General features: G+C 71.9%; 10 protein-coding genes. 8 read left to right on the top strand and 2 right to left on the bottom strand.

Annotated elements, in window-relative coordinates; translation table 11 throughout:
- Positions 1 to 12: 12 nt before the first annotated feature.
- The 8 genes from DEI91_RS11100 to DEI91_RS11065 all read left to right on the top strand — a co-directional run bounded on the left by DEI91_RS11100 (position 13) and on the right by DEI91_RS11065 (position 10,901).
- On the top strand, positions 13 to 864 hold the full coding sequence (locus DEI91_RS11100; protein ID WP_111052361.1) for a PhzF family phenazine biosynthesis protein: 852 nt from the start codon (positions 13 to 15) through the stop codon (positions 862 to 864).
- Between the two features lie 262 nt (positions 865 to 1,126).
- A complete protein-coding gene (locus tag DEI91_RS11095) occupies positions 1,127 to 2,482 on the top strand; it encodes an extracellular solute-binding protein (protein ID WP_111052360.1) in 1,356 nt (451 codons plus the stop codon).
- A 189-nt stretch (positions 2,483 to 2,671) separates the two neighbouring features.
- On the top strand, positions 2,672 to 3,535 hold the full coding sequence (locus DEI91_RS11090; RefSeq protein WP_258374396.1) for a carbohydrate ABC transporter permease: 864 nt from the start codon (positions 2,672 to 2,674) through the stop codon (positions 3,533 to 3,535).
- A gap of 71 nt (positions 3,536 to 3,606) precedes the next feature.
- Entirely contained in the window at positions 3,607 to 4,437 is an 831-nt protein-coding gene (locus DEI91_RS11085; RefSeq protein ID WP_375537683.1) for a carbohydrate ABC transporter permease, read from the top strand.
- A gap of 48 nt (positions 4,438 to 4,485) precedes the next feature.
- Positions 4,486 to 7,530, top strand: coding sequence for a glycoside hydrolase family 38 C-terminal domain-containing protein (locus DEI91_RS11080; protein ID WP_111052357.1), 3,045 nt, complete (start codon positions 4,486 to 4,488; stop codon positions 7,528 to 7,530).
- Between the two features lie 265 nt (positions 7,531 to 7,795).
- The gene (locus DEI91_RS11075; protein WP_111052356.1) at positions 7,796 to 9,121 is read left to right on the top strand and encodes an ice-binding family protein; all 1,326 of its coding nucleotides are present in this window, start codon (positions 7,796 to 7,798) and stop codon (positions 9,119 to 9,121) included.
- A gap of 177 nt (positions 9,122 to 9,298) precedes the next feature.
- A complete protein-coding gene (locus DEI91_RS11070; protein ID WP_111052355.1) occupies positions 9,299 to 10,045 on the top strand; it encodes a histidine phosphatase family protein in 747 nt (248 codons plus the stop codon).
- Entirely contained in the window at positions 10,038 to 10,901 is an 864-nt protein-coding gene (locus DEI91_RS11065) for an NAD(P)H-hydrate dehydratase (protein ID WP_111052354.1), read from the top strand. Before DEI91_RS11070 ends, DEI91_RS11065 begins: the two co-directional genes overlap by 8 nt.
- A gap of 5 nt (positions 10,902 to 10,906) precedes the next feature.
- On the opposite strand, the gene DEI91_RS11060 is transcribed toward DEI91_RS11065, so the two are convergent.
- Both DEI91_RS11060 and DEI91_RS11055 read right to left on the bottom strand, forming a co-directional pair.
- Positions 10,907 to 11,344: a YdeI/OmpD-associated family protein gene (locus DEI91_RS11060; RefSeq protein ID WP_111052353.1), complete on the bottom strand. Its 438-nt coding sequence runs from the start codon at positions 11,342 to 11,344 to the stop codon at positions 10,907 to 10,909.
- A 110-nt stretch (positions 11,345 to 11,454) separates the two neighbouring features.
- Entirely contained in the window at positions 11,455 to 11,934 is a 480-nt protein-coding gene (locus DEI91_RS11055) for an NUDIX domain-containing protein (protein ID WP_111052352.1), read from the bottom strand.
- Positions 11,935 to 11,949 lie beyond the last annotated feature (15 nt).

The following is an 11,949-nucleotide window of genomic DNA, read 5'->3' as shown; positions in this document are numbered from 1 at the left end:
TACCCTCGGACCGTGCAGTCCGTCGAGGTCCTCCGTTACACCGCGTTCGCCGATCCGGATGCCGGCGCGGCCGGCGGCAACCCGGCCGGGGTCGTGCTCGACGCCGCGGCCCTCAGCGACGACGAGATGCTCGCGATCGCGCAGCGGGTCGGGTACTCCGAGACCGCCTTCGTGACCGGCGCGGACGGGGACCGGATCCGGGTGCGCTACTTCTCCCCGGCCGCCGAGGTGCCGTTCTGCGGCCACGCGACGGTGGCCCTCGCGGTGGCGGTCGCCGAGCGGCAGGGCCCGGGACGACGGGTGTTCGTCACGCAGTCGGGCGACGTCGTGCTCGACACGTCGGACTCCGCGGGCCGCGTGCAGGTCGCGATGACCAGCGTCGAGCCCGCGACCCGAGCGCTGCCGGACGACCGCCTCGTGCCGCTGCTCGACCTGCTCGGACTGGTGCGGGACGACCTCGACGCGGCACACCCGCCCCTCGAGGCCTTCGCCGGCAACTGGCACCCGGTGCTCGTCCTCGCCGACGCGGACCTGTTCCACCAGTTCCGGTTCGCCCCCGCGGCGCTCGCCGACCTCATGCGACGGAGCGGCTGGCCGGCGACCGTGACCGTGCTGCACCCGGTGGTGCCCGGGGAGTACGAGGCGCGGAACCTCTTCCCGGTCGGCCGCATCACGGAGGACCCGGCGACGGGGTCGGCCGCCGCGTCCGTCGGGGCGTACCTGCGGGAGATCGGTGCGGCCGCGCCTGGGGACCGGGTCGTGATCCGGCAGGGGCGGCACGTCGGACGGCCGAGCGTGCTGCTCGTCGACGTGCCCGCGAGCGGCGGCGTCACCGTCACCGGCGGGGCCACCCCGATCCGGTAGCCGCGCTGCCCGGCCCCTGGCTGGACGACCGGGATGCTCCGCGTCGAGCGACACCGTTCGCGCTCGCCGGCCCGTGGGCTGTCGCGCAGCGCAGACCGACGGGCACCGATCGGACCGGACCGGACCGGCCCGCGCCGCCCGCAGGTCACGAACCGGACGCGCTTCGTGTCGAACGCTTGACAACGTTCAAATCCATACGATGGACTAAACCCGCAACGCGGGCAACGGAGTCCGCGACCTTCACCCGTGCAAAGGAGCACCGATGAGACGCACCCGCATCATCGCCGGACTCGCCGCCGTGGCCGTCGCCTCGGTCGGACTCGCCGGCTGCTCGAGCTCGGGGTCCGCCTCGAGCGACACGATCAAGATCGCCTACCAGAAGTTCGGCGCCTTCCAGCAGCTCGACGCCCAGATGAAGGTCGTCAAGAAGGAGTACGAGGACGCGAACCCCGGCAAGGAGGTCGAGCTCGTCCCGATCCAGGCGCAGGAGGACGACTACGCCACGAAGCTCGCGCTGATGAACCGGGCACCCGCGACCGCGCCCGACGTCATCTACGAGGACACGTTCCGCATCAAGGCCGACGCCGATGCCGGCTACCTGCAGCCGATCGACCAGTTCACCGAGAAGTGGGACGAGTGGGACCAGTTCTACGACAACGCGAAGCAGGCGGGTGAGGGAGAGGACGGCAAGATCTACGGCGTCCCGATGGGCACCGACACCCGTGCGCTCTGGTACAACAAGCAGATCTTCGAGGAGGCCGGTCTGCCCGTGCCGTGGGAGCCGAAGACCTGGGACGACGTCCTCGCCGCCGCGAAGACCATCAAGGAGCAGCAGCCGGACGTCATCCCCTTCAACATCTACTCCGGCAAGGCCCAGGGCGAGGCCTCGACCATGCAGGGCTTCGAGATGCTGCTGTACGGCGCGGACGGCGACGGCAACACGCTGTACCGCGACGGCAAGTGGGTCGTCGGCTCGCAGCAGTTCCAGGACTCGCTGCAGTTCATCGAGGACGTCTACCAGGGCGACCTCGGGCCCACCCCGCAGCAGGCCCTCGACACGAACATCGGGACGACGATCACGCAGACGTGGCTGCCGGAGGGCAAGCTCGCGATCGACCTCGACGGCTCGTGGCAGTCCGGCACCTGGCTGGAGTCCGGCACCGCACCGTGGGCCGAGTGGAACGACGTGATGGGCCAGGCGCCCTTCCCGACGCAGAACGGCCAGGAGCCCGGGTACAACTCGATGTCCGGCGGCTGGACGCTCGCGGTCGGTTCGAAGTCGGGGAACCCGCAGGACGCGTTCGAATTCATCACGATGTTCCTCGACAAGGACGGGTCCATCAAGTACGACTCGGAGAACAGCCAGATCGCCGTCCGCAAGGACGTCGCCGAGGACCCGGCGTACACCGACGCGAACCCGACCTTCGAGTTCTTCTCCGGGCTGGTGGAGCACACCAACTTCCGTCCGGCGACGAGCGAGTACGCACAGGTCTCGAACGCCATCCAGGTCGCGATGGAGTCCGTGATGACCGGTCAGCAGTCGCCCGCCGAGGCAGCGGCGGTCTACGACAAGGCCGTGGAGGGTGTCGTCGGCAAGGACAACACCGTCTCCGGCTGACCGGCCGGCACACCACCTGACGGGAGGCGCGGTGGCGCCCGCCCCGCGCCTCCCGTCAGTCCCCATCCCCGGAACCCTCTCCGCACCCGGAAGGCATCCACCGTGTCCAGCACCCCCCTCGCGCCGACGCTGTCGGCCCCCGGTTCGCCGAACCGAGCCGACCCACCGGCGCCGCGGAAGCGGCGCCCGATGCGGAACGCAACGCGCATCGTCCCGCTCCTGCCCGCCGTCGTCCTGCTCATCGTGTTCCTGCTCGGGCCGGTCATCTCGTCGTTCTACGGCTCCTTCACGAACGCGGCGCTCACCGGCGTCGACGCCGCGAACCAGCAGTTCGTCGGCTTCCAGAACTACGTCGAGCTCTTCCAGGACCCGGACTTCCCGAAGTCCGTCATCCTGACGGTCGTGTTCCTCATCGCCTCGGCGGTGGTGGGGCAGAACGTGCTCGGCCTCGGCCTCGCGCTGCTCATGCGCAGTGCGAACCGGGTCGTCCGCGGCGTCGTCGGCACCTTCGTCGTCGCCGCCTGGGTGCTGCCCGAGATCGTCGCGTCGTTCGCCGCGTACGCGTTCTTCCACGACGAGGGAACGCTCAACACGTTCCTGGCGTCGCTCGGCGTCAGCGGGCCGAACTGGCTCTACACGTACCCGATGATCGCGGTCATCCTCGCGAACGTCTGGCGCGGGACGGCGTTCTCGATGCTCGTCTACTCGGCCGCCGTGCAGGAGGTCCCCGAGGAGATCACCGAGTCCGCCGAGGTCGACGGCGCCACCGGCTGGCAGCGTCTCGTCTACATCACGCTGCCGGTCATCCGTCGCAGCATCTCGACGAACCTCATGCTCACGACGCTGCAGACCCTGTCGGTCTTCACCCTCATCTTCGTGATGACGGGCGGCGGACCGGGCACGAACTCGTCGACCCTGCCGATCCTGGCCTACCAGGAGGCGTTCCAGTTCTCGCAGCTCGGCTTCGGGACGGCGATCGCGACCATCCTGCTCGTGGTCGGCGCGGTCTTCTCGATCATCTACATCAAGGCACTGAAGCCGGAGGTGGACTGACCATGGCCCTCACCGCTGACCGTCCGGTCTCGAACGTCACCCGCTCGGTGACCGCCCCGGGCTCGCTCCACATGACCTCGCCCCGGGGTCGCACCCTGCGGTGGGTGTCGAACGTCGTCCTGCTCGTCATCGCGGTGTGCTTCGCGGTGCCGCTGCTCTGGCTCGTGCTCGCATCGGTGGACACGCAGGCGTCGCTGTCGGTGAAGCTGCCGTCGCAGTTCACGCTCGACAACTTCGCGCAGGTGCTCACCCCGGAACTGTCGTTCATCCCCCTCGCGAACAGCCTGCTGCTCTCCGGCGGCACGGCCGTCGTGACGGTCGTCGCCGCGCTCCTCGCCGCGTACCCGCTGTCCCGGTACAAGCTGCGCGTGAACAAGCCGTTCCTGTACAGCATCCTGTTCGGCACCGGTCTGCCCATCACCGCGATGATGGTCCCCGTCTACGCGCTCTTCGTGTCGCTCAACCTCATCGACAACATCTGGGGCTGCGTCTTCTTCCTCGCCGCGACCAGCCTGCCGATGGCGATCTGGATGGCGAAGAACTTCATGGACTCGGTGCCGATCTCCCTCGAGGAAGCGGCCTGGACCGACGGCGCCTCGATGTTCACGACGCTGACCCGCATCGTCGTGCCGCTCATGCGACCCGGCATCGCCGTGGTGTTCATCTTCGTGTTCATCCAGGCGTGGGGGAACTTCTTCGTCCCCTTCGTCCTGCTCCTCTCACCCGACAAGGTGCCCGCCGCGGTGAGCATCTTCAACTTCTTCGGCCAGAACGGGGCCGTCGCGTACGGGCAGCTCGCGGCGTTCTCGATCGTCTACTCCGTGCCCGTCATCGCCCTCTACGTGCTCGTGTCCCGCGGCCTCGGTGGGGGCAACGCCCTCGCCGGCGGCATCAAGGGCTGACCACCGCACACCCCAGCCGCGCCCACCACGCGGAACGAAAGGACCCCCATGCACCAGGACGAACCGCTCGTCGAGGCCCGGATCGCACGACTCGTGCGGGACCGCGTCGACCCGAACGTCCACCGACGGGCCTCGCCGGTGACGATCGAGGCCTGGCAGGTGCCGGACGAACCGGTGCCCTTCGCCGAGGCCGTGCAGCAGACCTACACGCCGTTCACCGTCGGTGAGCCGTGGGGCGCCCGGCCGTGGGGCACCACGTGGTTCAAGGTCACCGGCACCGTGCCCGCCGACTTCGGCACCGCGGACGGCACCACCGCCGAACTCCTCGTCGACCTCGGGTTCAGCAAGCGCCAGCCCGGGTTCCAGGCCGAAGGGCTCGCGTTCCGCCCGGACGGTTCCACCATCAAGGCCATCGAGCCGCGCAACGACACCGTCCCGCTGCAGGTCGGCCCGGGGGAGTCGTTCGAGCTCTACGTCGAGGCCGGCGCGAACCCCGACATCGGCGGCGACGACTTCCAGGGCGCCACCCCGCTCGGCTCGAAGCACACCGCGGGTGACACCCCGATCTACCGGCTCCGCGCGCTCGAGGTCGTCGAGCGCGACGACACGGTCTGGGAGCTGCAGCAGGACCTCTGGGTGCTCCGCGGTCTCATGGCCGAGCTGCCGACCGACGGCACCCGCGGCGCCGACGTGCTCCGCGTGCTCGAACGGGCTGCGGACGCACTCGACCCCGACGACGTGGCCGGGACCGCCGCCGACGCCCGCGCCGTGCTGGCGACGGCGCTCGCCGTGCCCGCCAGTGCTGCTGCGCACCGCGCGATCGCCGTCGGGCACGCGCACATCGACTCCGCCTGGCTCTGGCCGGTGCGGGAGACGAAGCGCAAGTGCGCCCGCACGTTCTCCAACGTGCTCGACCTGATGGACCGCGATCCCGACTTCACGTTCGCGTGCTCCTCCGCCCAGCAGTACGCCTGGATGCGGGACGAGTACCCCGAGGTGTTCGGCCGGATCAAGCAGCGCGTCGCCGAGGGGCGGTGGATCCCGGTCGGCGGCATGTGGGTCGAGTCGGACACGAACCTGCCCGGTGGCGAGGCCCTGGCCCGGCAGTTCGTCGCCGGCAAGCGGTTCTTCCTCGAGGAGTTCGGCATCGACACCCCCGAGGCATGGCTCCCCGACTCGTTCGGGTACACCGGCGCGCTCCCGCAAATCGTGCGCGCCGCGGGGTCGAAGTGGTTCGTCACGCAGAAGCCGTCGTGGAACGAGACGAACGTCATCCCGCACACGTCCTTCCTGTGGGAGGGCATCGACGGGTCCCGGGTCCTCACGCACCTGCCGCCGGCGGACACCTACAACTCCGACGTCTCCCCTGCGGACCTGCACCGGGGAGAGCGGCAGAACAAGGAGCGCGGCGTCGCGAACACCTCGATGCTGCTGTACGGCTTCGGTGACGGCGGTGGCGGTCCGACCCGCGAGATGGTGGCCGCGGCCCGACGCCAGCACGACCTGGACGGCTCGCCCCGGGTCGACCTCGGCACCCCGGCGCAGGTGTTCGAGGAACTCGAACGGGCGCTGCCGAACCCCGGCGTCTGGTCGGGGGAGATGTACCTCGAGTTCCACCGCGGCACGTACACGTCGCAGGTGCGCACGAAGCAGGGCAACCGTCGCTCCGAGCACCTGCTCCGTGAGGCCGAGCTCTGGGCGTCCACCGCGGCCGTGCGGATCGGGCAGACGTACCCGTACGACGAGCTCGAGTCGGCCTGGCACACGGTCCTGCTCCAGCAGTTCCACGACATCCTGCCGGGCTCGTCCATCGCCTGGGTCTACGAGAACGCGGAGGCCGAGTACGCCCGCGTCGCAGGTGTCCTCGAGGAACTGATCGGCACGGCGACCTCCGCACTCGCCACCGGCGGCACGGCCACCGCGGACCAGCCGGGAGTCCCGACCGCCTCCGCCTCCCAGGTCCGGTTCAACGCGTCCCCGGTGGTCGCCGACGGCATCACCGCGCTGGGAGCCGCGCCGGTCGACGCTGCGCGCCCCGTGCCTCCCGAGCGGGACGGCGACCGCTTCGTCTTCGACACCGGTACGGTCGTCGCGACCGTCGACGCAGCCGGCCACGTCGTGTCGCTCGTCGACCGGGCCACCGGGCGGGATGCCGTCGCCCCGGGTGCCGCAGCCGCGGAGTACACCGTGTTCCGGGACACCCCGAACCAATGGGAGGCGTGGGACATCGACCGCGCCTACCAGCGCCACGGGTCCGCGCTCACCGCGACGAGCGTCACGGTCGAGGGCGACGCGCTCGTCGTCGTCCGTCCGTTCGGCAGCTCGACCGTGACCACCCGGTACACCGCGACCGCGGGGCAGCCGGAACTCGTCGTCGAGACCGAGGTCGACTGGCACGAGCAGCAGAAGCTCCTCAAGCTGGCGTTCCCGCTCGACCTCAAGGCCGACCAGGCGTCGAGCGAGATCCAGTTCGGGCACATCGACCGGCCGACGCACCAGAACACCTCATGGGACTTCGCACGGTTCGAGACAAGTGCGCACCGGTGGGTGCACGTCGCCGAGCCGGGCTTCGGGGTCGCGATCGCGAACGACTCGACGTACGGGCACGACGTCACGAGGAGCACCCGGCCGGACGGCGGGACGACCACGCAGGTGCGGGAGTCGCTCGTGCGCGGGCCGAAGTTCCCCGACCCCGAGGCCGACCAGGGACACCACGTGTTCCACACGGTGCTGCGCGTCGGCGCCTCGGTGCTCGACGCCGCCGACTCCGGCTACCGGCTCAACCTGCCGGTGCGGACGGTACCCGGGGACACCGCCGTCGAGCCGCTCGTCACGGTGTCGTCGTCCCAGGTGTTCGTCGAGGCCGTGAAGCTCGCCGAGGACCGGAGCGGGGACGTCGTCGTGCGGCTGTACGAGGCGCTCGGCGGACGGGCCGCCGACGTCGGCGTCGAGTTCGGCTTCGACGTCGCCGGGGTCGCCCGGGTGGACCTGCTCGAACGACCGCTCGACGACGGGACGTGGGAGGACGGCGAACCCGTCGTGCTGACGCTCCGGCCGTTCGAGATCGTCACCCTGCGGGTGCGACGGCCGTAGGCGGGCGGCACGACCGCGGCGTCGGACGGGGCTCTGGGTGCACCCGTCCGACGCCGCTCGTGCGCGGTACCCCCTGCACTGGGGGTGCCGCGCGGGCCGCGAGGCTCCCGAGCGTGTGTGCGACCTGGGAGTCCGGGCGGGACCGGACGGTTTCCGGCGACTCCGCCCTGTTCCGCAGAGAAGTGACGCATACTCCGGAGACCGGAGATCATGCGCCCGTCGTCGACGAACGCACTGTGCCTCTCCCTCTCAGACAGGTGCCTCCATGGCCGCGTCACCGTTCCTCCGCAGCGTCCTGACGGGTGGTGCCGGCCTGGGCCTCGCAGTGTCGCTCGTCCTCGCGGCCTCTTCCGGCGCCTCCGCGGCCACCGAGATCGACGGGCCCGTCACGCTCGGGACCGCCGCCACCTACGGCGTCCTCGGGGCCAGCGCCGTCACCAACACCGGACCGACCGTCGTCAACGGTGACCTCGGCGTCTCGCCCGGCACCGCGGTCACCGGGTTCGGAGCGGCACCGGACGGCGTCGTCACCGGCACGGTCCGGTCCCGCACCGAGGCCGCACAGGCGCAGCAGGACGCACGGACCGCGTACGACGCGGCCGCGGCGCTCACGCCGAGCGGCGTCGACGTCACCGACCTCGACGACCGTGCGCCGCTCGTCCCCGGGGTCTACTCCGGGGGTGCACTGGACCTGTCGGACGGCAACACGCTCACCCTGGACGGTGACGCGCAGTCGACCTGGGTGTTCCAGGCCGCGTCCACCCTGGTCGTCGGGACGGACACCCGGATCCTCATCACCGGTGGCGCGAGCTCGTGCAACGTCTTCTGGCAGGTCGGCAGTTCCGCGACCATCCAGAGTGGCGCGCAGTTCCAGGGCACCGTCCTCGCCCAGCAGTCCGTGACCGCGGTCACCGGCGCGACCGTGCAGGGCCGACTGCTCGCGCTGAACGGTGCCGTGACGCTCGACACGAACACGATCACCCCGTCGCAGGCCTGCCCGCCGCCTCCCACCCCCACCCCGACCGTCGCGCCGGCGATCACCTCCGGGACGCCCACGGACGCGACGACCGGACAGCCCTACCGCTACACCGTGATCGCCACCGGGACGCCGACGCCGACCTTCACCGCCACCGGACTGCCCGCCGGTCTCACGATCGACAGCGCCACCGGCGTGATCTCGGGCACCCCGACCGCCGCGGGCTCGTCGACCGTGACGATCACCGCATCGAACGGGACCGCCCCGGCCGACACGCAGGTCGTCACCGTCCGGGTCGTGGCACCGACCCCGACCCCGACACCGACCGTTCCGGTCCCGACCCCGACCGTTCCGGTCCCGACGCCGACCACCCCGGCTCCCGGGACGACGCCCACCACACCGGCCGGGACGACGCCCACCACACCGGCCGGGACGACGCCCACCGACGGCCCGACGGCCGCGGGCCTGGTCACCGGTGACGGTCGGACTCCTCCCGGGACGCTGGCCTTCACCGGCAGCGACCCGACGCTCCCGCTCGGCATCGCCGTCGTCCTGCTCGCCGCGGGCACCGGACTGGCGGTCGTCGCCCGACGCCGTCGAGCCAGCCGCGCCTGACCCCGACCGCGATCCGACGCACACGGCACCGCTCGTCCCCCGACGGGCGGTGCCGTGTGTGTCCGTGCGTCGGCGCCGCTCGCCTCCCGGCCGGCCCTGCCGCGTGCGGCTGCATGTCGGGCCGGGGCCGCGCCCGCCCGGGAACCGACCCAGCGCCTCCCGGATAGCGTGGCCGCCATGGCCGTCACCGAGATCTGGCTCGTCCGCCACGGCGAGTCCACCGCCAACGTCGCTGCAGCCCGGGCGGAGGCCGCGGGGGCCGACGTCATCGAGGTCGACCACCGTGACGCCGACGTCCCGCTGAGTCCCCTCGGCGAGGAGCAGTCCCGAGCCCTCGGCACCGAACTCGCCGAACGCGGGGTCGACGACGTCCCGGTCGTGCTCTGGGTCTCCCCGTACCGACGCGCGCAGCAGACGATCGGCATCGCGCTCGAGGCCGGCGGCCTCGCCGAGCCCCCGCGGCGCGTCGACGAGCGACTCCGCGACCGTGAGCTCGGCGTGCTCGACCGGCTCACCCGGACCGGCTCGGCGAACCTGCACCCCGACGAGGAACAGCGCCGGCAGTGGCTCGGCAAGTACTACCACCGACCCGCGGGCGGTGAGTCCTGGGTGGACGTCATGCTCCGGCTGCGCTCGCTGCTCGCCGACGTGGACCGGATCGACGGTGCCGACCGTCTCGTCATCGCCGCGCACGACGCCGTCGTCATGCTCGTCATCGCCGTCTGCCTCGACCTCGACGAGCCGGAGCTCATGGACTTCGCGGAGACGCACACGGTGGCGAACGCCTCGCTGACGCGACTCCGGCGGGACGCCCTCGGGAGCCGCTGGTCCCTCGAGGAGTTCGCCGGCACCGACCACCTCGACGAGGACCCGGGCGCCACCGTCACCGAACACGAAGGCCGGAAGGACGACGCACGTGTCTGAGCCCGTCCCCGTCACCCCGAACCTGCTCCGCGAGTGGGCCCTGCCGGAGGTCGGCGGGAGCAAGTACGGCCGCGGCCAGGTGCTCGTCGTCGGCGGCGCCGCGAAGACCCCCGGCGCCGCGATGCTGTCCGCGACCGCAGCGCTCCGCGTCGGTGGTGGTCGACTGACGCTCGCCGTCGCGGCGAGCGTCGCCCCGCACGTCGCCGTCGCCCTGCCCGAGTCCGGCGTGCAACCACTTCCCCAGGACGACGACGGCCACGTCGCGGTCGGCGCGGTCGACACGCTGACGGACGACCTCGCCAGTGCCGACGCCGTGCTCGTCGGTCCCGGGCTGGACGAACCCGACGGCAGCCGCGACCTCGTCGCCGGACTCGCCGCAGCCGTCGGCGACGAGACGATCGTGGTGCTCGACGCCTTCGCGCTCGGTGTCGCGGCGGACCTCGTGGACGAACTCGCGCTCCTGCGCGGACGACTCGTGATGACCCCGAACTCCGGCGAGGCGGAACGGCTCCTCGGTCGCGCCTGCGCCGACGACCACACCGACGCCGCCGAGATCGCCGAGCGCTTCGGGGCCGTCGTGTCCCTCGGCGGGGTCGTCGCCGCGCCGGACGGCCGTGCGTGGGCGAAGGGCACCGGTGCGGGCGGACTCGGGACGAGCGGCAGCGGGGACGTGCTCTCGGGGGCGATCACCGGCCTGCTGGCGCGCGGGGCCGACGTCGCCCAGGCCACCGTCTGGGCGACCCAGGTGCACGCGGCGGCCGGCGACCGACTGGCCGTGCAGGTCGGGCCGATGGGGTACCTGGCGAGCGAGCTGCTCGGCGAGATCCCGCGGGTCCTGGTCGAGTTCGGCGCCTGACCGGGTCACCCCCGGAGCGACGCCACCGCCCTCTCGATCCGCCGCGCGCGGGTCTCCGGCGCCTTCGCCTGCTCGACCGGTTCGACGAGCGCCCGCTGTCGTGACCCCGACAGGGTGTCGAACGCCGCACGGACCCCCGCTGCGGTGAGGGCCGCGTCGAGGTCGGCCGGCACGGTGACCGTCCGCGGCAGGGAGTCGACCTCGAGGGACACGGTCACGCTGTCCCCGGCGGCGATCCCGGCAGCCGTCCGGTGCTCCGCGGACAGCGGGACGAGGAACTCCCCACCCATGACACCGATCGTCGACCGGTAGGTGTACCCACCGTCGATCGTCACGACGACGGCCGGGCGCTTCCCGGATCCGAGTCCCTCGACGACCTCGGCGGGGACGGGCAGTCCGGTCGCGTCGACGCGCGCCTGCCGGACGGTCGTCGTGAACTGCATGCGGGCCTCCAGGGCGGTGCGGCGTCAGCCGCGGTCTCCGGCGCGCGCGTCACGCACCACTGCGGATCACCACGACGGTACCTGCGCGGGTGGCGTCCCGCCACCGACCGTCAGCGCTCGAAGCGGGCCGCGACCTCGTCGGCGAGGGCTGCCTCGACCCGTCGGCGCATGTTCGCCGGCATGTCCGGGAGGCCCGTGACCGGTGCCCAGAACGCCTCCGTGTTCTCGCCGTCGGCCGGGTACGGGTCCCCGGAGACCCAACGGCAGGCGAAGACGAGGTCCATGTACTGGGCGCGGTCGCCGTTCGGGTAGGTCATCGGCTCGAGCGTCTGCACCCAGGCCAGGCGTTCGGCGACGGCGACGACGTCGGCTTCCTCGAGGACCTCGCGCTCGGCGGCGACGGCGGGTTCCTCGCCCGGGTCGACGATGCCGGTGACCGGGGTGAGCGCGCCGGTGTCAGCCCGACGGACGACGAGCAGCTCGCGGTCGTCGCCCTCCCCGCGGGTGACGACGGCGGTGACGCCGGTGAGCCAGAGCAGGTCGTTGCCGACCTTCTCGCGCAGGGACAGGACGAAGTCGGGGGTGGGCATGTCGTCACGCTACCG

The organism is Curtobacterium sp. MCBD17_032, from assembly GCF_003234855.1.
In the GTDB taxonomy this organism is placed as follows: Bacteria; Actinomycetota; Actinomycetes; order Actinomycetales; family Microbacteriaceae; genus Curtobacterium.
This window is presented reverse-complemented; position numbering and strand designations above follow the sequence as displayed.

Coding starts and splice junctions, on each gene's coding strand:
- DEI91_RS11080 (WP_111052357.1), top strand. CDS start 4,486: ATGCACCAGGACGAACCGCTCGTCGAGGCCCGGATCGCACGACTCGTG.
- DEI91_RS11095 (WP_111052360.1), top strand. CDS start 1,127: ATGAGACGCACCCGCATCATCGCCGGACTCGCCGCCGTGGCCGTCGCC.
- DEI91_RS11070 (WP_111052355.1), top strand. CDS start 9,299: ATGGCCGTCACCGAGATCTGGCTCGTCCGCCACGGCGAGTCCACCGCC.
- DEI91_RS11085 (WP_375537683.1), top strand. CDS start 3,607: ATGACCTCGCCCCGGGGTCGCACCCTGCGGTGGGTGTCGAACGTCGTC.
- DEI91_RS11060 (WP_111052353.1), bottom strand. CDS start 11,344: ATGCAGTTCACGACGACCGTCCGGCAGGCGCGCGTCGACGCGACCGGA.
- DEI91_RS11090 (WP_258374396.1), top strand. CDS start 2,672: ATGCGGAACGCAACGCGCATCGTCCCGCTCCTGCCCGCCGTCGTCCTG.
- DEI91_RS11055 (WP_111052352.1), bottom strand. CDS start 11,934: ATGCCCACCCCCGACTTCGTCCTGTCCCTGCGCGAGAAGGTCGGCAAC.
- DEI91_RS11075 (WP_111052356.1), top strand. CDS start 7,796: ATGGCCGCGTCACCGTTCCTCCGCAGCGTCCTGACGGGTGGTGCCGGC.